16 protein-coding genes are annotated in these 23,459 nt (G+C 59.6%); 11 read left to right on the top strand and 5 right to left on the bottom strand.

The window, feature by feature from the left end:
* Positions 1 to 2: 2 nt before the first annotated feature.
* A complete protein-coding gene (locus G502_RS0115245; protein ID WP_022729544.1) occupies positions 3 to 416 on the bottom strand; it encodes a 6-pyruvoyl trahydropterin synthase family protein in 414 nt (137 codons plus the stop codon).
* Positions 417 to 433: 17 nt separating this feature from the next.
* Positions 434 to 1,420 carry a zinc-dependent alcohol dehydrogenase gene (locus tag G502_RS0115240; RefSeq protein WP_022729543.1) on the bottom strand — a complete coding sequence of 329 codons (987 nt, stop codon included), beginning with the start codon at positions 1,418 to 1,420 and terminating at the stop codon, positions 434 to 436.
* Between the two features lie 26 nt (positions 1,421 to 1,446).
* Here G502_RS0115240 and G502_RS20605 point away from each other — a divergent pair, with 26 nt between their 5' ends.
* The 4 genes from G502_RS20605 to purB all read left to right on the top strand — a co-directional run bounded on the left by G502_RS20605 (position 1,447) and on the right by purB (position 10,941).
* Entirely contained in the window at positions 1,447 to 3,117 is a 1,671-nt protein-coding gene (locus G502_RS20605) for a sulfatase-like hydrolase/transferase (RefSeq protein WP_022729542.1), read from the top strand.
* 65 nt (positions 3,118 to 3,182) lie between these two features.
* The gene (locus G502_RS0115230) at positions 3,183 to 5,054 is read left to right on the top strand and encodes an autotransporter assembly complex protein TamA (RefSeq protein WP_022729541.1); all 1,872 of its coding nucleotides are present in this window, start codon (positions 3,183 to 3,185) and stop codon (positions 5,052 to 5,054) included.
* Between the two features lie 3 nt (positions 5,055 to 5,057).
* Positions 5,058 to 9,533: a translocation/assembly module TamB domain-containing protein gene (locus tag G502_RS0115225; protein ID WP_022729540.1), complete on the top strand. Its 4,476-nt coding sequence runs from the start codon at positions 5,058 to 5,060 to the stop codon at positions 9,531 to 9,533.
* A gap of 115 nt (positions 9,534 to 9,648) precedes the next feature.
* Positions 9,649 to 10,941, top strand: coding sequence for an adenylosuccinate lyase (purB, locus tag G502_RS0115220; protein ID WP_022729539.1), 1,293 nt, complete (start codon positions 9,649 to 9,651; stop codon positions 10,939 to 10,941).
* Positions 10,942 to 11,031: 90 nt separating this feature from the next.
* Here purB and G502_RS0115215 read toward each other — a convergent pair whose 3' ends face one another.
* Complete coding sequence (locus G502_RS0115215; protein ID WP_022729538.1) at positions 11,032 to 11,349, bottom strand: DUF1476 domain-containing protein; 318 nt, start codon at positions 11,347 to 11,349, stop codon at positions 11,032 to 11,034.
* Positions 11,350 to 11,484: 135 nt separating this feature from the next.
* Between G502_RS0115215 and G502_RS0115210 the strand changes: the two genes are divergently transcribed.
* A complete protein-coding gene (locus tag G502_RS0115210; RefSeq protein WP_022729537.1) occupies positions 11,485 to 12,258 on the top strand; it encodes an NRDE family protein in 774 nt (257 codons plus the stop codon).
* On the opposite strand, the gene G502_RS0115205 is transcribed toward G502_RS0115210, so the two are convergent.
* Positions 12,247 to 12,957, bottom strand: coding sequence for an SOS response-associated peptidase (locus G502_RS0115205; protein ID WP_022729536.1), 711 nt, complete (start codon positions 12,955 to 12,957; stop codon positions 12,247 to 12,249). The genes G502_RS0115210 and G502_RS0115205 overlap by 12 nt on opposite strands.
* 434 nt (positions 12,958 to 13,391) lie before the next feature.
* Here G502_RS0115205 and G502_RS20600 point away from each other — a divergent pair, with 434 nt between their 5' ends.
* Complete coding sequence (locus tag G502_RS20600; protein ID WP_051152322.1) at positions 13,392 to 15,194, top strand: ribonucleoside-diphosphate reductase subunit alpha; 1,803 nt, start codon at positions 13,392 to 13,394, stop codon at positions 15,192 to 15,194.
* A gap of 58 nt (positions 15,195 to 15,252) precedes the next feature.
* Positions 15,253 to 16,212, top strand: a complete 960-nt coding sequence (locus G502_RS0115195) for a ribonucleotide-diphosphate reductase subunit beta (RefSeq protein ID WP_022729534.1) — start codon at positions 15,253 to 15,255, stop codon at positions 16,210 to 16,212.
* 39 nt (positions 16,213 to 16,251) lie between these two features.
* Here G502_RS0115195 and G502_RS20595 read toward each other — a convergent pair whose 3' ends face one another.
* Positions 16,252 to 18,603: a heavy metal translocating P-type ATPase gene (locus G502_RS20595; RefSeq protein ID WP_022729533.1), complete on the bottom strand. Its 2,352-nt coding sequence runs from the start codon at positions 18,601 to 18,603 to the stop codon at positions 16,252 to 16,254.
* Between the two features lie 558 nt (positions 18,604 to 19,161).
* Here G502_RS20595 and G502_RS0115185 point away from each other — a divergent pair.
* The 4 genes from G502_RS0115185 to ahcY all read left to right on the top strand — a co-directional run.
* On the top strand, positions 19,162 to 19,917 hold the full coding sequence (locus tag G502_RS0115185; protein WP_026989549.1) for a class I SAM-dependent methyltransferase: 756 nt from the start codon (positions 19,162 to 19,164) through the stop codon (positions 19,915 to 19,917).
* Positions 19,918 to 19,965: 48 nt separating this feature from the next.
* Positions 19,966 to 20,796, top strand: a complete 831-nt coding sequence (locus tag G502_RS0115180) for a methyltransferase domain-containing protein (protein WP_026989548.1) — start codon at positions 19,966 to 19,968, stop codon at positions 20,794 to 20,796.
* Between the two features lie 108 nt (positions 20,797 to 20,904).
* Positions 20,905 to 22,086 (top strand): methionine adenosyltransferase, encoded by a 1,182-nt coding sequence (metK, locus tag G502_RS0115175; RefSeq protein WP_437123812.1) that lies wholly within the window; start codon positions 20,905 to 20,907, stop codon positions 22,084 to 22,086.
* A 102-nt stretch (positions 22,087 to 22,188) separates the two neighbouring features.
* The coding region (gene ahcY, locus G502_RS0115170; protein ID WP_022729531.1) for an adenosylhomocysteinase at positions 22,189 to 23,459 on the top strand (1,271 nt) is incomplete at its 3' end.

The following is a 23,459-nucleotide window of genomic DNA, read 5'->3' as shown; positions in this document are numbered from 1 at the left end:
CTTCAATCCCGCCCTGCGGCAACAGGCCCCTCATAGGACGCCCAGGCAATGTGGGACTCATGCAATGTGACCTTCAACGCGTGAAGTCCCATGGCACTGTCTCCCAGACGTTCTTCCGCAATGGCCGCGGCCAGGCGGCGGTGGATTTCGCCTGCCAGGAATTCGGTGGTGGTATTTCGCCCCTGGAACGTCTCCTCTTCATCGAGATTGCGATAGTTCAGGGTGCCCAGAATGTGCTTCAGGGTCTCGCTGGCCAGCCCGATATCCACGACCAGGCCGTCATCATCCAGTTCCGGGCGCCGAAACTCCGCATCCACAACATAGGTTGCTCCATGCAGGTTGCGCGCCGGTCCGAAAACCTCGCCGGTGAAGCTGTGCGCAATCATGAAATGGTCCCGCACGGTCAGGCTATACATGGCTTTTTCCCGATCCTTCACTCGTTGCTCTCATGGCGAATACGGTGACAGAGTACCCCGCGCCCGTTGTCAGCAAGCCGTTCCATCACGGCCGGAAGCTCCTCAAAAGTACTTTCCCCGGTAATCAAGGCATCCAGTTCACTCGAACGGAGCAGGCCCAGGGCAATTTCCATTCGCCTGCGATATCCCTTCCTGGCGTTCCTGGCCGGCGAAACACCGCCCACCTGAGAGGAACGTAGAGTGATGCGACGGGAATGGAAGGCCTCCCCCAGGGGGAGTGTGACCTTACGCTCACCGAACCAACTCATCTCCAGGACAGTGGCTTCATAGCCAGCCGACCTCAGCGCCATCGTCAAGGCTTCGGGAACGCCACTGGCATGAATAACCAGGTCGCACTCTTTTGGGGCCTCTTCGGGAGGCACGAGTGACAGGCCAAGGCGCTGTGCCACTTCAGCCTTGGCCGTATCCGGATCGACCAGTGTGACTTCCGTTCCCGGGATGGACTGGCTCAACCAGGCCAGAAGAAAGCCGACCGTGCCGGCCCCAAAGACGGCAATCCGGTCTCCGAGACAGGGCGTGGCATCCCACAGTCCGTTCAGGGCCGTCTCCATGTTTGCGGCCAGAACCGCACGTTTTGGAGGCAATCCGGGCGGCAAGGGAACCACATGTTCGCCTGGCACCACATAGGTCGACTGGTGTGGATACAGACAGAATACCGTCCGCCCCAGCAGGTCGCCGGATCCTTCCAGGACTTTACCGACCGAAATGTAGCCATATTTTACAGGAAAGGGTAAGGACCCCTCCTGAAAGGGCGCGGCCATGGCATCATACTGGCTTTCCGGGATCAGGTTATTGAAGACCAGACTTTCGGTGCCACGGCTGATTGCGCCATAGAGGGTTTTCACAAGAACCTCTCCCGGACGCAAAGCTGGCAGGGCCTGGGCACGTATTTCGCCACGGCGGGGCGCCGTGATCCAATAAGCTGAAGCCATGGGATGCGACATGCATAGATCCGGAAGCTGTTGAGAAAATGAAACTTTTCAAGAAGGCTACCTTAGAGAGAGAGACCGCGCCAGCGTCTTCTGACGCCGGGCAAAATGGTGGCCTGCCCGTCTTCCTGATGGCCATATGCTTTTTCTGGCTGCTCTTCAGTTTGCCGGGGCTTCTTCATGGCTGGAATTGGCGCACCTTCCGATTGCCCTTGGAGGTCGTGGTGATCGTGGCCGGCTATGCCTTGTTGCCCCGATCCACAAGCCGTTACCTTCGCTGGCCGTTGGCCCTGCTGATTTTCTCTGCGGCCCTGGTCCTCTTCCTTGACCAGGCCTTGCGCGTTTTCTTCGGGCGGCCTCTGAACCTGATGTTCGACATCAACCTTCTGCAGCCGGGACTGGAACTGCTGTGGGGAGCAACCGGCCCATTGCTGTCAGGTCTGTTGTTGTTGGCCTTGGCCACAGCTCTATTGCTCGTCCTTTACGTCTGCTCGCGCGCACTCTCGATCCTTGAACCCGTGCGGGCCCCAAGGATGGCCATTTGCGTGCTTGCCCTGGTCCTGGTTGCTGGTCACCTGCCGGCCACACAGAGGCACCAGCTACCGATAACGGCGGAACTGACACACAGCCTGACGGGACAGGTACAAAGGGTGGCCGCTGTCATCCGGGAACGCCCACAATTCAAAGCCGCTCTTGCACGTGAGCGCTATGACGATGGCATTCCAGAGAATGCCCTGGGTGCACTGTCCGACACCAACGTCATACTGATCTTTGTTGAATCCTATGGCCGGCAGGCGCTGGAGAATACAGGCTATGCAGAGACCACTGCAGCCGCCCTCAAGGACCTGCAGCACGCAACAGATGCCAAGGAGATTAAAAGCGTTTCGGGCTGGGCGCAGGCACCGACCATCGGGGGGCAGTCCTGGCTGTCGCATGCAAGCTTCCTCAGTGGCCTCTGGGTCGACAACCAGATCAAGTACCAACTGCTCAGCGAAAGTGAACGCCTGACACTGGCCAAGGCCTTTTCCGACAGTGGACACGAAAGCGCGCTTGTCATGCCTGCCATTACGAGAGCCTGGCCAGAAGCCGGGTTCATGGGGTTCGACCGTTACATCTTTGCCCGAGACATGGGCTATGCCGGCAAGCCCTATAACTGGGTCACCATGCCCGACCAATACACCCTGTCGCATTTCGATCAGGCCGTTCGCAAAGGGGCGCAACCCTTCTTCGCCATGCTTGCCCTGATCAGCAGCCACGCTCCCTGGACCCCGATTGCACCCGTATTGGATGACTGGACGAACATCGGTGATGGGACCATATTCTCCCGGTGGGCAGACCAGGGCGAAAGCCCGGCCTCACTCTGGCAAGATCCGGGGCGCGTGCGCGAACACTATGCACAGTCCATAGACTACGTCCTCAGAACGCTGGCAAGCTATATCCGGAACGTTTCGATTGAAAAGGATCCTTTCCTGATGGTCGTTCTCGGCGATCATGAGGCCGGGGCGATCGCTTCTGGTCCCGATGCAGCCAGCGAGGTTCCCGTACACATTCTGTCTAACCGGGAAGAGCTTTTGGAACCTTTCGATCATCACGGCTTCACACAAGGCATGCACCCGAAGAAGTCTGCTGCCATTATGCAGATGCATGACTTCCGGGATTTCTTTATTGAAAACTATCAGGGGAAGAAGACCCAGACAGTGAGTACCAAGTGAGTGCATCCGCCAGCATGCGTAGGAACAAACAGATCCTGTCCGTAGTGCGATGGGGATGCGCTGCATTGATCACGCTTTCGCTCAGTGGCTGCTCGATCCTGGATGATATCTGGCCTGGTGCGGAAAGCAGCGATGTTCCACCACCCCGCGAGAACCTGATTCAGGGGATGGATTACGATACGGACATCACCGGCGAATTGAACACGCGCCTGCGCAACCTGATCGATGAAAGCTCGGCCCTCTTGAACCAGAGCGAACGGCAGCCCGCAACGCCAGCTGCGTTGCGCCGACGGATGGAGGATGATGTTGGGCGCTTCCGACGCATTCTGCGATCTGAAGGTTACTACAACGGGACGGTTGAGACCTCGGTCGATCAGGAAGCCCAGCCCATCCAGATCACCATAGAAATCGATCCAGGCAAACAGTTCACCCTGTCCGAGTACGACCTGAGTTACCATCCAACCGTACCGGAGGGAGACAAGGTCCCCCGCACCGCCAGTGACCTGGGGCTGGAAATCGGTCAGCCGGCCCGTGCCGAAAGCCTGAAGCAGGCAGAAACACGCATCACCCGTCTGCTCTCCCGGCACGGTTATCCGGATGCAGAACTGGCGGAGGCGCGATATCTGGCAGATCCGGAAGATGAAACGCTGCGTGCCGAAATCACGGTAAACACCGGCGCGCGTGCGCGCTTCGGACGCTTGGAGCTCAGCGGTTTGGAAGACGTCCGCGAGTCCTATATTCGTGAACTCGTAAACTGGCCTGAAGGCGCCACCTATGATTCCCGCGAGGTGGAGCGTGTGCGGCAGGAACTTGGCCAAACAGGCCTGTTCTCCTCCGTAATTGTCGATCGCAAGCAGGACGAAGAGCAGGACAGCAGTCAGGCACAGGATGGCAGTGAACAGCCGCAGCCTGGAAAGCAGGAAGATGAGAAGGAAGGCGAGGAAGTTCCCGTCTCTGCCGAAGTGATCGAGGCCCCGCATAGGTCCATTGGGGCTGGCGTGAACTACTCCACGGACGATGGGCCGGGCGCCGATGCCTTCTGGGAACACCGCAATCTTTTCGGCGAAAACGAGAAACTGCGCCTGGAAGCATCCATTTCACGATCGCGCCAGCAAGCGGAAGGCAATTTTCGCAAACCCAACTTCCTGCAACGCGACCAGGCCCTCCTGTTCGAGAACACATTCCGCCGCGAAACAAGCGACGCCTATGACGAGTTGACCTTTGACCAGTTCCTGGGCCTGGAACGTTCAATTGGCGAAAACTGGACGGCGCGATTTGGCCCGCGGCTGACCTTGACCCAGGTCGAAGAGGACAACGAGGAGGATAAACAGTTCTTCCTCGCGGGAGTGACCGGTTCGGCCATCTTCGACAATCGGGATGACCCGCTCAATCCGACAAAGGGACTGCGGTTCAGCTACAGCATGACACCGCTCATGAGCCTCTATGGCGACAGCACGCGCTACATTATCAATGATGCCTCGGCTTCCAGTTATCTTTCCGTCCTGGACGAGGACCGCCTTGTCCTGGCCGGACGCGTTCGCCTGGGCAGCATTGTCGGTTCCTCGCACGGCGACGTACCTGCAAACCAGCGTTTCTACGCCGGCGGCGGCGGTTCCGTGCGTGGTTATCCTTACCAGGCCATTGGCCCACTGGACGAGGATGATGACCCGGAAGGTGGCCGTGCCCTGTTTGAAATGAGCCTGGAAGCCCGTTTCCGGGTGACGGAGTCCATCGGTGTGGTCCCCTTCATCGATGCAGGGCAGGTCTATGACACCTCCTGGCCGACAATTGATAACCTCCGTTGGGCCGCTGGCCTGGGGTTACGCTACTATACCGGTATCGGCCCCCTGCGCCTGGATGTTGCCGTGCCGCTCAACCGCCGTCCCGAGGTGGATGATCCTTTCCAGTTCTATGTCTCCATCGGGCAGTCTTTCTGAATCATGACCCAGGCCAAAGCGCAGACGCCCGACCGCCCGAAGCGGCGCAGGTTCTTCCTGCTTCGCCTTTTGCTGGCTTCGCTTGCCACCGTCATCCTGCTGCCGGTGCTGTTGCTGGCTGTCCTGCTGCTTGGGCTGCAAACGGATGCCGGCCGTGACTTGCTGGGCGAGACGATTGAACAGCTGGCCTCCCAGCCGGGCCGCATGGAAATCACCATTGGCGAGATCGGAGGCCCCCTGCCCCAGCGTCTGCAGGTGAGTGACCTTCGAATCAGCGACGACGAGGGACTCTGGCTTTCCCTGGACCAGGCCGAGCTGCGCTGGCAACCACTCAAGCTGCTGGAACGAAGGTTGAAACTGGACCTTGTCGAGGTGGGTCACCTGGAGATTGAACGACTGCCACAACCAGAGGAAACGACAACGGACGAGGCCGCCCAACCGCCCGAGAAAATCGATCTCAACTTGCCGGAACTGCCGTTGTCGCTGCGGCTGGAGCGGTTGGCCGCCGAACGCATAAGCCTGGGTCGCGCAGTCCTGGGCACGCCTGCCGTCTTGCGTGTGAACGGCGATGCCAACGCTGAGCGTGGAGGAAGTCTGCAGAGCAACCTGACAGTCGAGCGCATAGATGGAACGCGCGGCCTGGTTCAGGCTGACCTGCTCTATCAGCCGGAAAGCCGTGAGCTGACAGCCAGTGTTAAGGCTGAAGAGCCACAAGGCGGTCTGATCGCCCGCGCCCTTCAGATTGACGGCCATCCCGAGGTCAACTTGTCACTTGAGGGAAAGGGGCCAATCGAGGCATGGAGCGGGCATCTGACGGCCGAGGCCGGCAGCAACGTCAGGATTGAATCCCGGCTGGCAGTGGTTGGCCTCGACCCACTGCGTATCGACCTGGACAGCACGGCGAATCTTTCCGGCCTCCTGCCCGACAACCTGCGGCCATTGGCAAGGCCGAACCTCCAGCTCTCACTCAGTGCCACACGGCAGTCCGATGGCACCTTGTCATTGAGGAACGGAAACCTTCAAAGCCAGGCGGCACAGCTGACCTTCCAGGGAACTCTGGGCCATGATGGGCAGGAAATCACCGCGCAGGCCGAATTGCAGAGTCGCGACACCGGGTTGATCGAGCCCTTCATCGCGCCGGCCAGCCTTGCCGAGGGGCGGCTGAAACTGGACGTCAGCGGCACCATAGCTGAACCGAACATCAAACTGAACGGACAGCTGTCCGACCTTGCGACGAGCGAGGCCGAGATCTCCGCAACTCGGGTCTCCATGAACCTGCTACCGGACCGCCCCTTGAGCGATCCCGAAGCCAAGGTTGACTTCGAACTGGATCTCGAGGCCACCGGTATTGACTACAGATCCGAAGAAATGAGCCGGACACTGTCCGATGAAGCCAGACTGGTCGCCTCGGGCCGTGCGACAGCCTCCGGACAGGCTTTTCGCTTGAACAGCCTCCAGGGAGATTTCGGCGTTTTCAAACTGGAGGGCCAGGGTGGCATCGACCTGGCAAGTGAACAGTCCGACCTTGAGATCACGCTTTCACACCCAGACTTGGCCAATTTCTCCGGCCTTTTGGCAACACCGGACATATCGGGGGGTGTTAACGGTCGACTGACCGCACGCCAGCGCCCTGGTGATCCACTCGTTGCAAAGCTTCAGTTGGACCTTACAGACTTCTCCAGCGGGCAACCGCTGGCAGACAGCCTTTTGGGCAAGGAGCTGCGCCTCGCCGGCCGTGTCGAAAAACCTCCCGAAGGTGAAAACCTGTCTGGCAAGATGATGCTGGTCAGCCAGGGCCTCTCTGCCACAATCGAAGGGAACGGCGACCTTCAGGCCGAAACATTTGCGCTCGACTACAACCTGGACCTGCCTTCCCTGAATCCCTTGAGCAACAGTCTTGGCATGCCCCTGGATGGGGCACTTGCCCTGAAAGGAAGAGCCGAAGGCAATTTCACCGCGCCGACGATAACGGCAACCTTGACCAGTCCAAGCCTCGATCTTGTCGGCAATAGCTTCAAGGACTTGGAGAGCAATCTGGAACTGGCACTCTCGGACGGTCGACCGGGTGGCAACTTTCAACTCCAGGCACAGACCGACTATGGTGCGCTTGCGGCGCAAACCGACTTCGACCTGCAGGAGAATGGGATTCTGGACCTGCGCAACCTGTCCCTGACACAGGGTGAGGATACGCGCCTGACCGGCTCTATTGGACTACCACTGGACGGGACGCCGGCTGAAGGCAGCCTGCAAGGACAGGGAATACAGCTTTCCAGCCTGTCCGAACTGGCCGGTCAGCAATTGAGCGGAGCCCTCAACCTGGATATCACCCTGGACAAGGCCGAAAGCCAGCAGCGTATCGTCGTGGAAAGTCAGTTGGATGACTTGCGTGTTGGCGCGAGAGCAGCCCCGGAGCTGGCCGTGCAGCAAACACGGCTTCAACTGTCCATATCAGATGCCCTTGCCACTCCCACGATGGACGGAACGCTCTCCCTGACGCAAGTCGCAGCCGGCGGCGCAGCTATGGACCGCCTTGAGGCCCGAGTCCAGGGACCCCTGGAGGCCATCCGCCTGTCCCTTTCGGGTTCCGGAGAGCTGGACCAGCCACTTTCCTTTACGGTCGATGCGGAAGGCGATCTCACGTCCGAAGCCCCGACTGTTCGCGTTCAAAGTCTGGAAGCAGACTATGGGGATATACCGCTTCGCCTTCAGAGACCCCTTGGTGTCACCTATGGCCAGAGTCTGGAGATCCGTGACCTTGCACTTGGCATCGGCGATGGACGCCTGACCGGCGGAGGCACCCTTGGTCCGGAAAGTACGGACATGGAGTTCGCCCTGCGTGACCTGCGACTTGAAATACTGGAAGCCCTGGATCCGGAATTTCCATTGCGCGGCCAGGCTTCTGCCGACCTCAGGCTGCAAGGCGCCTCGCGCAATCCCCAGGGCCGTTTCGAATTGCGCCTGAGCGAGGTCACGCGACAGGAAGAAGAACAACTGGGCAGCATTCCTGAACTGTCGGGACAGATCATCGCACAGCTGCAGGATGGCCAACTTAGTATCAATGGCGATCTCTCGGGCTTTGCCGAGGAAGCCTTGCAGCTTCGTGGCAACCTGCCTGTGCAGGTGTCACTCCAGCCCTTTGCCTTCGTACTGGCTGATACGGCACCGCTGGACGGTCGGCTCAGCTGGAGCGGAAACGTCGAGAACGTAGTCGGTCTGTTTCCAGTTGACACCATTCAACTCACTGGTGCCGGCGAGATCGATATCACTCTTGCCGGCACGCTTGCCGAACCTGATTTGGGTGGACGCATCGAGTTGAACGATGCCGTCTATGAAAACTTCTTCTCCGGCACCCGGCTGCAACCACTCGACCTGATCATAGAGGGGCGCAGGGATCGCCTGGAAGTAACAAAGCTGGAAGCCGGCGATGGCGGCAATGGCACGTTCAGTGGGCAGGGGTCAGTACAATTTCGGGACGGCGAGGAGCTGCTGAGTGACCTCTCCCTGGAATTCAACAACATGGGCTTTGTGCATCGGGATGACGTAACAGCCCATCTCTCCGGAAATCTATCCCTTCAGGGAGACCTGCTCGGCCAATCCGAACTGACGGGGCAGATTCGCAACGACTCCATCGAGATCCGTCTGGTCGACGAACTGCCGCCCTCGGTCACCGAACTGGATAACGTTACTATACTGGGGCAGGATCAGGACGACAGCGAAGAAAGCTCAGAGGACAGCGAGCAACAGGAGGAAACAGCTTCGAGCGGCCCGGTCATCAGCCTGGATGTCGAGATCGACCTGCCACGTCGTGTCTTCGTTCGGGGGCGCGGCCTGGACTCGGAATGGGGCGGCCACTTCTCCGTTTCAGGAACGGCCTCCGCGCCACGTGTTGTAGGCAGCCTGGAGCCGCAACGCGGCAGCTTCTCCATTGCGGGCAAGTCCTTCCAGCTTCAGGAAGGCAGTGTATCCCTGCCGCCCGGAAACAACCTCGATCCGAGCCTGGACCTTTCCGCGGCAACACAGGCCGGAGATATTCAGGCCATCATCAAGGTGACCGGCTCGGCCTCTTCACCCAAAATCAATCTTACCTCCAACCCGATCCTCCCCGAGGACGAGGTGCTTTCGCGCGTGCTTTTCAACAAGAACAGCAGCCGCCTGTCTCCTGGTGAAGCACTGATGCTGGCCAACACTGCAGCCACCCTGACCAGCGGTGGCCCGGGCATCACGGATATTGCCCGCAACCTGCTGGGTGCTGATGTGGTTTCCTTCACTCCAAGCGAAGAAGAGGGTGAGGGCCTGGGCAGCGTCACCGTCGGTCGCTACCTGGCGGACGGCGTATTTGTCGGTGTGGAACAGGGTACACAGGCCGGTAGCACCGAACTGAACGTGGAACTGGATGTCACCGATAACATCAAGGTGAACAGTAAGACTGGCTCGGATGGCGGCAGCCAGGTGGGTATCCGCTGGCAGTGGGACTACTGATCCACCTCTCCTGCCCGCTACTCTCAAAGAACAGGCAGCAGCTTGACCTTTGGGGCGGTCTCGGCTACCGCCCCTGCAGTGACGTCCATCCCCATTTGCAGCAGGACACGCAACCATGATCCCCCGCTACAGCCGCCCGGAAATGACCGCCCTTTGGGAACCTGAAGCCAAGTTCCGCATCTGGTTCGAGATCGAGGCCCATGCCTGTGATGCAATGGCAGAGCTGGGCATCATTCCCCAGGAGGCCGCGAAAGCCATCTGGGACAAGGGCGCTTTCGAAGTGCAGCGCATTGACGAGATCGAGCAAGAAACCAAGCACGATGTCATTGCCTTCCTGACCAACGTCGCCGAACACGTGGGTGAGCCGGCCCGCTTCCTGCACCAGGGCATGACTTCATCGGACGTGCTGGATACCTGTCTGGCCATCCAGCTTGCCCGCGCAACGGACATCCTGCTGGCCGACCTGGACCGCTTGCTGGAGGCCCTCAAGAAGCGGGCCTACGAATTCAAGCACACCGTCTGCCTGGGCCGCAGCCATGGCATCCATGCCGAACCTGTGACCTTTGGCCTGAAACTGGCCAGTCACTATGCCGCTTTTGCCCGCAATCGCGCGCGCCTGGAACAGGCCCGCAGCGAAATCGCCACCTGCGCCATATCCGGCGCCGTTGGCAGCTTTGCCAATATCGATCCCTTTGTGGAGGAGTATGTGGCGAAGAAGATGGGATTGGTGCCCGAACCTGTCTCCACACAGATCATACCGCGTGATCGCCATGCCGCCTTTTTCGCGACGCTGGGCGTGATTGCCTCGTCCATGGAAAACCTGGCGGTGGAAATCCGCCACCTGCAGCGCACTGAAGTCCGAGAAGCCGAGGAATTCTTCTCGCCGGGCCAGAAGGGCTCTTCGGCCATGCCGCACAAGCGCAACCCCGTCCTGACCGAGAACCTTACGGGCCTGGCCCGGATTGTGCGCTCGGCCGTTACACCCGCCATGGAGAATGTGGCCCTCTGGCACGAACGGGATATCTCGCACTCTTCCGTCGAGCGCATGATCGGCCCGGATGCCACGGTCACCCTGGACTTTGCCCTCAACCGCATGGCCGGGGTCATCGAGAAACTTCTAGTCTATCCGGAAAACATGCAGCGCAATCTGGACCTGCTGGGCGGTCTCGTGAACTCACAGCGGGTTCTGCTGGGCCTGACCCAGGCCGGACTCAGCCGTGAGGATGCTTACGCCGTGGTCCAGCGCAATGCCATGAAGGTATGGGAAGAGCAGGCAGACTTCCTGGATCTGCTGAAAGCAGACCCCGAGGTCGCCATTTCCGATGATGACCTGGAATCCCTGTTCGACCCTGCCTACCACACCAAGCATGTGGACACGATCTTTCGACGGGTTTTCGACGAAGCATAACCCCTGTTTTGCTGAGGAGGATTCGACAAAAAGGGGCGGACCCCGTTTGGATCCGCCCCTTTCTCATGCCTGATCGGCCGCCGAAGTTGCCTATTCGGACATGATCTGCTGCTTGGCCACAGACGTCAGTTCATCGATCTTCTTGCGCAGGCGATGCTCGGAAAAATCGACGTCACTGTTCTGGATATCGGCCATGACCTTGCGCACGACATCCTCGTCGCCCGGCTCCTCGAAATCCGTGCTGATCACATCGCGGGCATAGGTTTCCGCTTTCTCCCCGGTCAGGCCCAACAATTCCGCGATGAAAAGGCCAAGAAGCTTGTTCCGGCGCACCATAACCTTGAACTGAAGCTCCTGATCATGCTTGTACTTGTCCTCGAAAGCCTTCTGGCGGTCACTGAAACTCATGAATGTCTGCCTTTCACTGTTGCGGGCCGGGGAAGCTGTCGAAATCACGGCCTTCCCGCTTTATGTATCTGGAAGCGCCGTTATAGCGTTTCGGACCCGATAGGTGAATAGCCAGCAGAAAATGGATTTTCGACTATGTGCACTCTCGTCATCGATCGCGCACCGGGCCACGACTGGCCCATCCTGGTCGCAGCCAACCGCGACGAGATGCAGGACCGCCCCTGGAAGCCCCCTGGCCGCCACTGGCCCGACCGTCCTCACGTGGTTGCCGGACAGGATCTGCAGTCCGATGGCGCCTGGATGGGAGTGAACGACGACGGCCTGATGGCGGCCGTGCTCAATCGCTATGGCAGTCTCGGCCCTTCCCCGGACCGGCGCAGCCGCGGCGAACTGGTCCTGGAGGCCCTGGATCATGCCGAAGCTACTGCCGCTGCGGATGCCCTTGCCGATCTGGACCCGCGCGCTTACCGCAGTTTCAATCTGGTGGTGGCCGATGCACTGGACGCCTTCTGGATACGTCACAGTGACGCCGAGGATGCCGATATCGAGGTTTTTCCACTTCCACCGGGCCTGTCGATGCTGAGCGCTTTTGATCTGAACGACACCTCCAGTGGACGAATCCGCCGTTACCTGCCTCGTTTCCGTGCCGCCACCCGGCCCGAGCCGGAGAACAACGATTGGCAGGACTGGCAAAGCCTCCTGGCCGCTACCGAGGTCTCTTCCGGCGAGAAGGACTCAGCCGCAATGTGCTTTTCTCTGGAGAATGGGTTCGGTACGCTTTCCAGTTCGTTGCTGGCCCTGCCCGACATTCGCCTCGACAGTGTTGAGGCACCACGCCGCCCGGTTTGGCTTTTCGCCCCGGGACGCCCGGATCAAACCGACTATCAGCCGGTCAATCTAAAAGAGTGATCCCTGCAATGGGACCGTGTCTTCCTGTGGAACCGGCCGCAGCAGTGAAGGGTCCTCCACGCGTGAATCGTTGAGTGCCTGCGGAAAGGCGTCGATCACAAGCTCATCCTCGGGATAACGATCCACCAATTGCATCAAGTGCGCACTTGAAGTTGCCGGGTCGAGCCAGTGTTCAAACTCACGGGGCTGGAGTATGACCGGCATGCGATGGTGGACCGTTCGCAATGCCCCGCGTGCGGCGGTCGTCAGGATGGTACAGCTTTCCAGGGCACGCGGCGCCGTTTCCGCAGGATCGTACCAGCGCTCCCAGAGCCCCGCAAAAACCAGCAAGTCGCCTGCGCAATGACGCACGCCATAGGGCTGTTTCGGGCCACGCCCTTCGGACCATTCCAGAAAACCGTCCGCCGGGATCAGACAACGACGCCGCTGCCAGGCCTCCCGAAAGGCCGGTTTCTCAGGCGCCGTTTCGCAGCGCGCGTTCTTCAGGCGCAAGGCCATTTCCCCGTCCTTTGCCCAGTCGGGAACAAGACCCCACTGTGGCGCGAAGAAGGACAGCCCCTGGCCCTCTTCATTGCGAAAAGCTGGAATGGTGCTCCCCGGCGCAATATTGGCCCTGGGACGAAGCTGCGGCAAATCTGCCAAGCGAAAAAGCTCTCGCAGACGCTCCGCAGGGGAAAGAAGAAAGTAACGTCCACACATACCACTCTGCTTACGGCGCCGTGACGAGTCGCCTCAAGTTGGACTGTTCCCTCTTGGCCACAGGCTTGCCCTCGAAAATATGTTCCTGATATGTTCCAATAGACAGAAAATACGCTTCTGCTAGATTTGGTGGGTTGGCTGGGGGAATGCGCAATATTTTGCGCACAGGTCAACTTTTCACAGCTTGTGGACAAATGGAGACTGGAATGGACGGCGCGGCAGTATTGCAGGCGAGACGGGCAAACACGGAGTCCGCCGAACCTGTGGACAAGATGGGGACAGATGCAAGCGCAGGGGCCGCCGCAGGGAACACCTCCCACGACGAAAGTCCCCGGGGGCCAGTCGAGGACGCCGTCCATTCCACCACCGAGGAGCTTCTTCCGGATGATTCCATTCGCGATCGCTTTCAGAACGACCGGGGTATCACTGTGGAGATGGAACGCGACCGCGATGCCCGCCTGACCGCTTTCGGCAAGGCAACGTTGGTGGATCGCTACCTGCTGCCCGGCGAATCGTACCAGGATCTCTTCGCCCGCGTGGCTGCCCATTATGCGGACGACTCCCCCCATGCCCAGAGGCTTTATGATTACATCTCGAAACTCTGGTTCATGCCGGCCACGCCGGTGCTCTCCAACGGAGGCACGAAGCGCGGCCTGCCGATCTCCTGCTTCCTGAACGAAGCCGGCGATTCCCTGGACGGTATCGTCGACCTGTGGAACGAGAACGTCTGGCTGGCTGCCCGAGGCGGCGGAATCGGAAGCTATTGGGGCAACCTGCGCTCCATCGGCGAGAAGGTCGGCATGAACGGCAAGACCAGCGGCGTCATCCCTTTCATCCGCGTCATGGACTCCCTGACTCTTGCCATCAGCCAGGGCTCCCTGCGCCGTGGCTCGGCAGCCGTCTACATGCCTGTGGACCATCCGGAGATCGAGGAATTCGTGGAACTGCGCCGCCCCACCGGCGGCGACCCCAACCGCAAGGCGCTCAACCTGCATCACGGTATCACCATTCCCGACGCCTTCATGCGCGCGGTCACGGACGACGAGGACTGGGCCCTGAAGAGTCCGAAGGACGGATCCGTGATCCGCAGGATATCCGCGCGCCAGCTCTGGATCCGCATCCTGACCGCCCGGGTCGAAACGGGCGAGCCCTACATCATCTATTCCGACCACGTGAATCGCGCGATTCCCGAGCACCAGAAGCGCTCAGGTCTCAGCGTGAAGATGTCCAATCTCTGCAGCGAGATCACCCTGCCCACGGGCATCGACCACCTGGGCAACGACCGCACAGCCGTCTGCTGCCTGTCCTCGCTGAATCTGGAGACCTGGGAGGAATGGAATACCCAGGAGGGATTCATCGAGGACGTCATGCGGTTCCTGGACAATGTCCTGGAAGATTATATCCAGAATGCACCGGACAGCATGGCCCGTGCGCGCTACTCAGCCCAGCGCGAACGTTCCGTAGGTCTGGGGGTGATGGGCTTCCACTCCTTCCTGCAGAAGAACCGCATCCCCTGGGAAAGCGTCATGGCCAAGGTGTGGAACGAGCGCATCTTCAAGCACATCCGGCAACAGGCCGACACCGCTTCCCGCAAGCTGGCCGAAGAGCGCGGCCCCTGCCCCGACGCGGCCGAACACAGGATCATAGAACGCTTCTCGAACAAGATGGCCATCGCGCCGACAGCATCCATCTCCATCATTTGCGGCGGCGCGTCTCCGGGCATCGAACCCACAGCCGGCAATTCCTTCACCCACAAGACGCTGTCCGGCTCCTTCAATGTCCGAAATCCGCACCTCATGGCCTTGCTGGAAGAACGCGGGCTCAACGACGAGGAAACCTGGAGCTCGATCACGCTGAACAACGGCTCGGTCCAGCATCTCGACCGCCTGGACGATCACGAGAAGGACGTCTTCAAGACCGCTTTCGAACTGGACCAGCGCTGGCTGATCGAACTGGCCGGTGACCGGGCGCCCTATATCTGCCAGGCCCAGTCGCTGAATCTTTTCCTGCCGGGCGACGTGCACAAGCGCGATCTGCACCAGATACACCTCATGGCCTGGAAGCGGGGCGTTAAGAGCCTCTACTACTGCCGCTCGCGCTCGGTTCAGCGCGCGGAATCGGCCATGGGCCTGATGTCTGGCGCAATGGTTCCCCTGCAGGGCAAGGTGAATGGAGAGGATAAGCCGGCCGCCCAGGACGGCAACATCGATTACGAGGAATGCCTGTCCTGCCAATAGCAGGCCACGCCCTCTCATCATACGGCCACTTGCAAAGCCGAACCGGGAAAGTCATTCCATGTCGCTTCTGAAATCCGACCCGATCTACAAACCCTTCCGCTATCCTTGGGCCTATGACGCCTGGCTGACCCAACAGCGCATCCACTGGCTGCCAGAGGAAGTACCGCTGGCTGACGACGTCAAGGACTGGCAGCGCAACCTGACCCAGGCCGAGCGCAACCTCCTGACCCAGATATTCCGCTTCTTCACGCAGTCCGACGTGGAAGTGAACAACTGCTACATGAAGCACTATTCGCGTGTCTTTCAGCCGACGGAAGTGCAGATGATGCTGGCGGCCTTCTCGAACATGGAAACCATCCATATTGCAGCCTACAGTCACCTGCTCGACACCATTGGCATGCCGGAGACGGAGTACAGCGCCTTCCTTCATTACAAGGAGATGCGCGACAAGTACGACTATATGCAGCACTTCGGGGTGGAGACGAATCGGGACATTGCGTTGACTCTCGCCGTCTTCGGCGGCTTCACGGAAGGTCTCCAGCTCTTTGCCAGCTTTGCGATCCTGCTCAACTTCCCACGCTTCAACAAGATGAAGGGAATGGGCCAGATTGTCTCCTGGTCGGTACGCGATGAATCCCTGCACACCGCTTCCATCATCCAGCTGTTCCGCACCTTCGTGGAGGAAAACCCGGAAGTCTGGGAAGGGGGCTTGGAACGCGAGCTCTATCGCGCCTGCGAGACCATCGTCACCCACGAAGATGCCTTCATCGACCTGGCCTTCGAACTGGATGATATCGAGGGACTGACGGCCGATGAGGTGAAGCGCTATATCCGCTACATTGCCGACCGCCGGCTCTCCCAGCTTGGCCTGCAGCCCATCTACCGCATCGAGCAGAACCCCCTGCCCTGGCTGGACGCAATGCTGAACGGCATGGAGCACACCAACTTCTTCGAGAACAGGGCCACTGAATATTCCAAGGCGGCCACGCGCGGCACTTGGGAAGAAGCCTTCGAGTGACCCCGCCCGGGATCTCCGGACGGAGTCACTCGGCCGCTTTCACTCGAAACGCAGACGTCTGAGCCGCAGCGCGTTGGCAATGACCGAAGCCGAAGAGAGCGCCATGGCCGCCGCGGCGAAGATCGGACTGAGCAACAGCCCGATGAAGGGGTAGAGCACCCCGGCCGCAATCGGCACGCCCAGAGAGTTGTAGACGAAGGCAAAGAACAGATTCTGGCGGATATTGCGCATGGTCGCCAGTGAGAGTTGGCGTGCCCGCACAATGCCCCTCAGATCCCCCTTCACCAGTGTCACACCGGCACTTTCCATGGCCACATCCGTGCCGCTTCCCATGGCAATACCGACATCTGCCATGGCCAGGGCCGGTGCGTCGTTCACGCCGTCGCCCGCCATGGCGACGATACGGCCTTCCTGGCGCAATTGCGCGACGACTTCGCTCTTCTGTTCAGGCAGGACTTCGGCTTTCACTTCATCGATATTCAGTTGCCGTGCGACCGCCTGTGCCGTCCGCGTGTTGTCGCCCGTCAGCATGACAATCCGCAGGCCGGCCTGGCGTAGGGTGCTTATGGCCTCCGCCGTAGTCTCCTTGATCGGATCGGCTATGGCCAGCAAGCCAAGCAGCTGTCCATCGCGAGCCATGTAGATGACGGTTGCTCCATCGGCTCTCAGGGAGTCCGCGCGCGGTTCTGCTTCCCCAAGACTGACCTCCTCGTCCTGCATCAGCATGCGATTGCCGAGGGCAACCCGCCTGCCGGCAAGCTCGCCCACGATTCCCCGTCCGGAAGGCGCATCCACGGCTTTCGGCTCCTGGGTGTCCAGGCCGCGATCCTGTGCCGCCTGGAGGATCGCCAAAGCCAGGGGGTGCTCACTGGCACGCTCCAATCCTGCCGCCAGGGCCAGGATCTCTTCCTCGCTCGCCTCGGAAAGAGCCTCGACATGCGTCACACGCGGGCGCCCTTCGGTCAGAGTGCCTGTCTTGTCCACGACGAGCGTATCCACCTTTTCGAAGCGCTCGAGCGCCTCTGCGTTGCGTATCAGCACGCCAGCACCGGCGCCATGCCCCACACCGACCATGATGGACATGGGTGTGGCCAGGCCCAGGGCGCAGGGGCAAGCAATGATCAGCACGCTGACTGCTGCAATCAGGCCATGCGAGAAGGCGGGGGAAGGTCCGACCAGGAACCAGGCGACAAAGGCAACCACCGCAACTGCGATGACGGTGGGCACGAACCAGGCGGAAACCTTGTCTGCCAGCCTCTGGATTGGTGCCTGGCTGCGCTGGGCATCGGCCACCATCTGTACGATTCGCGACAGCAGGGTATCACGCCCGATCTTTTCGGCCTCCATGACCAGTGAGCCGCTTCGATTCACAGTACCGCCTACCAGAGGGTCGCCGGGTTGCTTGCTGACCGGCTGCGACTCGCCGGTAACCATGGATTCATCCAGTGTCGCTGTACCTTCCAGAATGCGCCCGTCGACCGGAACCTTTTCACCGGGTCGAACCCGCAGATGATCGCCCACCTGGATGTCTTCCAGGTCGACCTCCTCGTCCTGTCCATCCCTGACACGGCGCGCCGTCTTGGGAGCCAGTCCCAGCAAGGCTTTCAGAGCTCCAGAAGTTCGCTCACGCGCCTTGAGCTCAAGCACCTGCCCCAGCAGCACCAGCGTGATGATCATGGCTGCCGCCTCGAAATAGACGGCCACCAAGCCGTGTTCATTGCGGAAGACCTCGGGGAAGAGGCCGGGCAGGAAAGCCGCCACCATTGAGTAGAGCCAGGCCACACCCGTTCCCATGGCAATCAACGTGAACATGTTCAGACTGCGTGCCTTGATCGACTGCCAGCCACGCAGGAAGAAAGGCCACCCTGCCCACAGCACCACCGGTGTCGCCAATACGACCTGCATCCAGATCGAAAGCTGTGGCGCTAAAAGTTCCAGGCCAAGCAGGTGTGCACTCATCTCTACCACCGCCAGAGGCAGGGTCAGCGCAAAGGCCACCCAGAAACGACGCGACATGTCGATGAGCTCGGGATTCGGACCATCATCCAGGCTGACCGTTTCCGGCTCCAACGCCATGCCGCATTCAGGACAGTTGCCCGGCCCCTCTTGCCGAACTTCCGGATGCATCGGACAGGTATAGATCGTACCAGCCGGCACGGCTTCCTCCCGCTTCCGGCGCTTGTCGGGATCAAGATAGTCTTCCGGAGCGGCCTGGAATTTTTCCAGGCAGCGCCCAGAGCAGAAATAGTAGGTTACCCCCTGATAGCTGGAACTGTGTTTCGCTGTTTCGGGATTCACGGACATTTCGCAAACCGGGTCGGTCACGTCGCTTCCAGAAACCCCATTGTCGCTTTCACGACAGCAATTCTCATGTGAATGTACGGTTTCCATCGATTCCCTGTCGTTTCTGTGACTGTGTGGGCAGATCATGGCTTCATGCTCTCTTTCTAAACGACGTCGCTCCTTGATGAAGGATGTCGCAGTGGAAACAAAAATCCTGGCGCTCGCGACGTCGTCGATGAATGAACTGCACAGCATATGCCCCTTCCACCAACTGGAAGGTCAAGAGATTCACCAGAGATGACAAGCGCTTGTGCAGCCCGAAAACATGTCTGTTTGCGACACGGATGACGCTTTAAGCAAAAAAACTTCGGCTAGGGGGTTGCAAGTATCACCGAAAATCATCTATGTCTTATGAACGACGTACATATCCTCGAAGCGACTTAGGCAATCACTGCTCTATTGAAACACTCGCTTTTAGAGTTCAGAGGACTCGACTAGGAAATCGTTGAACAGGTTTTTACTTATTCGAGTAGAAATTGAACCGCTGATTTAACTGGTTTTATCAGCGACGATTCCGGTTTTGCGCAAAATTTATCGTAATGCTCACGACCGTGAGCTTTGAGAAGTGCGCCCATTATCGGGACGCACAAGACCGAGGGAGCAATCATGCATAACGAACACTACAAGCACGAGTATACAGAGGAATTCGCATCGCGTTGGGATGACCTGATTGGCTGGGAAGGCCGTCAGGAAGGGGAAGCCGGTTTCTTTGAAAAGCTTCTCGAACAACACAATTGCCAGCGCGTGGCAGACATTGCGACCGGCACCGGCTATCATGCCGTGACCCTGGCGCTGAACACCGACCTGGATGTTGTCGCCACCGACGGTTCTGCCAACATGATCGAGCAGACCAAGCGCAACGCCAAGCAACACAATGCCGATCTGGAAGACATCGCTGTCGTCGACTGGCGCGAACTTGCCGATCACTATGGCGAGGAATCCTTCGACGCCCTGCTCTGCCTGGGCAACGCCTTCTCGCACCTGTTCGAGCATGAAGCGCGCGTGGAAGCCCTGGAGGCCATGTTCAAGGCCCTGCGTCCAGGTGGAATCCTGGTGTTGGACCACCGTAATTATGATCGCATCCTGGACGAAGGCTTCTCCACCAAGCACGAGTTCTATTACACTGGTGATAATGTCGACGCCCGTCCGGTGGAGATTTCTCCGCAGGTTATGCGCTTCGAATATACCTACCCCGACAAGAGCAAGTACCACCTGAACCTGTTCCCGCTGCGCTACAACTACATGGTGAAAACCATGAAGGAAGCCGGGTTCAAGGATGTGGAAAGCTACGGCGACTTCACAAAACCCTACAAGACGAATGAAGTCGACTTCATTCAGCAGGTCGCCATCAAGGCCAAGTAAGACGCATTTTTGAACTGCGTCACTGAAGCCTGAATAACGGAGGTATTTATGGATACCGATATTGGTAAGATCGTTCGCGAAACGAAAGCCTACTATGACGGCGCCGCGGATGAGATCTACCGCGACATCTGGGGTGAGAACATCCACATCGGCTACTTTGAAAGCCCCGATGATAGCCTGATCGACGCGATGGTCCGCTCAAACGAGCAGATGGCAGAGCGCGTCACACTTGGTCCGAATGATCGGGTCCTGGACGTGGGCTGCGGCTATGGAGCACTCGCCCGCTTCCTGGCGCGTCGCTTCAGCTGCGAAGTTCTGGCGACGAACATTTCCGATCGTGAACTCGCCCACGGCCGCGAGTTGACCGCCAAGGAAGGACTCGACGAGCTCGTATCCTTTGAATGGGCCGATTTCCACGATCTCCAGTACGAGGACAACAGCTTCGAAAGCTACTGGTCCCAGGAAGCCTTCCTGCATGCCGTCGACAAGGGGCGCGTGATCGAGGAAGCTTATAGAGTGCTCAAACCCGGCGGTACGCTTGTCTTCACGGACCTTTTGGTTCGTAACGGCACGCCCCAGGAGGACCGCGAGAAGATTTATGACCGTGTCAAATCGCCCGACATGTGGGATACAGATGACTACATGAATGCGTTGAAGAAGGCCGGTTTTTCACTGGCCCACCACGCCGATTGGTCCGAGAATGTAGCCCCGACATATGACTGGGTCCGCACTCAGCTCGAGACTCGCCGCAAGGAATTCGAGCGCCGCATCGGCAAGCAGGTCGTCGACAAGACATCCGATGCCCTGAAGTTCTGGGTCGATTCCGGCAACGCGAACAAGATTGGTTGGGAATTCTTCCTGGCAACCAAACCTCACTGAGGTTGATTGCCCAGACAACACGTCCGGGCTGCCAGGTTTGTGCGGCCCGGACGATTTTTTATCGCGGTTCATCGCGAACAACATAGTGCAACTACAGAAAGGGGATCCCTGATGCCCAAGGAATATATCTTTTCTTCTGAATCCGTCGGTGCCGGCCATCCGGACAAGTTGGCCGATAACATCTCCGACGCCGTTCTGGATGAAATTCTGAAGCAGGACCCGGCCGCTCGCGTCGCCTGCGAAACGCTGGTGAACACCGGCCTTTGCATTCTCTCCGGGGAAATCACCGCGAATGCGACAGTCGATTACACCCAGATCGCACGCGATACCATTCTCGACATCGGTTATGACCGCAGCGAGCTGGGCTATGACGGCAACACCTGCGGCGTCCTGCTGTCCATCGACAAGCAGAGCCCGGACATTGCCCAGGGTGTCGACGAGGGCGCCGGCCTGGATCGCAGCCAGGGTGCTGGCGACCAGGGCATGATGTTCGGCTATGCCTGCCGCGAAAGCGACGAGCTTATGCCGCTGCCCATCCTGCTGTCGCACAAGCTGACCGAGCGTCAGAGCATCGTGCGCAAGGAAGGCAAGATCAGCTGGCTGCGCCCGGACGTGAAGTCCCAGGTCTCCGTGGCCTACGAGAACGACAAGCCGACACATATCGATACGGTGGTTCTCTCGACGCAGCATGACCCCGATGTCGAGTACAAGGACCTCGAGGAAGCCGTGGTCGAAGAGATCATCAAGCCGGCCCTGCCGAAGCACATGATCAGCGACAAGACTCGCTATCTGGTCAACCCGACCGGTCGTTTCGTGATCGGTGGCCCGGTTGGCGACTGTGGCCTGACCGGTCGCAAGATCATCGTCGACACCTATGGCGGCATGGGCCGTCACGGCGGCGGTGCCTTCTCCGGAAAGGACTCCACCAAGGTTGACCGTTCGGCCGCCTACGCCACCCGCTACGTCGCCAAGAACGTCGTCGCTGCTGGCCTGGCCGACAAGTGCGAGGTCCAGATCGCCTATGCCATTGGCGTGGCCGAGCCGATGTCCATTCACGTGAACACCTTCGGTACCGGCCGCATCGATGAGACCCAGATCGAAAAGCTCATTCGCGAGCACTTCGACCTGCGTCCGAAGGCCATTGTCGAAGATCTGGACCTGCGTCGTCCGATCTTCCGCAAGACCGCATCTAACGGCCACTTTGGCCGCAACGATCCGGACTTCACCTGGGAGCGCACCGACAAGGCTGAAGCCCTGGCCAACGACGCCGGCCTGATGGCCGCCGAGTAAGGCCGTAGAGGCATGCACTCCTGAAGCGGTGGTCGGGCAATCCGGCCGCCGCTTCGGTGCACCCAGGCAAACGGATTAATCAAGGGATAAAGAGACTTACACATGAGTACTGTAAAGAAAGAAGCCAACTTCGACGACTACAAGGTAAAGGACATCAGCCTGGCGGACTGGGGTCGTCTTGAGCTTGAGATAGCGGAGACGGAGATGCCGGGCCTGATGGCGACGCGCGAGGAGTATGCGGCATCGCAGCCGCTGAAGGGCGCGCGGATTGCCGGTTGTCTTCACATGACGATCCAGACGGGTGTTCTGATCGAGACCCTGACGGCGCTGGGCGCCGAGGTGCGCTGGTCGTCGTGCAACATCTTCTCGACGCAGGACCAGGCGGCGGCGGCGATTGCGGCCTCTGGCGTTCCGGTCTTTGCCTGGAAGGGCATGAGCGAGGAGGAATACGAGTGGTGCATCAAGCAGACCATCGAGGGCCCGAACGGCTGGCGCCCGAACATGGTTCTGGACGACGGCGGCGACCTGACCGAGATGCTGCACCGGCCTGAGTATGTTGAGATCATGGACGATGTGAAGGGCATCTCGGAGGAGACCACCACGGGTGTCTTGCGTCTCTACGAGATGGCCAAGGCGGGCACGCTGAAGTGCCCGGCGATCAACGTGAACGACTCGGTGACCAAGTCGAAGTTTGACAACAAGTACGGCTGCCGCGAGAGCCTTGTGGACGGCATTCGCCGCGCCACCGACGTGATGATGGCGGGCAAGACCGCTGTCGTGGCCGGCTTCGGCGACGTGGGCAAGGGCTCGGCGGAGTCCCTGCGTCATGCCGGGGCGCGCGTGATGGTCACCGAGATCGATCCGATCTGCGCCCTGCAGGCGGCGATGGAAGGCTTCGAGGTGGTGACCATGGAAGAGGCTGCCCCCAAGGCGGACGTCTTCGTCACCGCCACGGGCAACGCCGATGTCATCACGGTGGACCACATGCGGGCCATGAAGGACCGTGCGATTGTCTGCAACATCGGGCACTTCGACAACGAGATCCAGGTCGAGGGGCTGAAGAACCTGAAGTGGCAGTCGATCAAGCCGCAGGTGGACCAGATCGAGTTCCCGGACGGGCACAAGATCATCCTGTTGGCCGAGGGCCGTCTGGTGAACCTGGGCTGCGGCACGGGCCATCCCAGCTTCGTGATGAGCGCATCCTTCACCAACCAGGTGCTGGCCCAGATGGAGCTGTGGAAGAACCACGAGAACTACGAGCGTCAGGTCTATGTGCTGCCCAAGCACCTGGACGAGAAGGTCGCCAAGCTGCATCTCGACAAGATCGGCGCCCACCTCTCCGAGCTCTCCAAGGAACAGGCCGAATACATCGG

This window comes from Fodinicurvata sediminis DSM 21159 (assembly GCF_000420625.1).
In the GTDB taxonomy this organism is placed as follows: Bacteria; Pseudomonadota; Alphaproteobacteria; order Kiloniellales; family DSM-21159; genus Fodinicurvata; species Fodinicurvata sediminis.
This window is presented reverse-complemented; position numbering and strand designations above follow the sequence as displayed.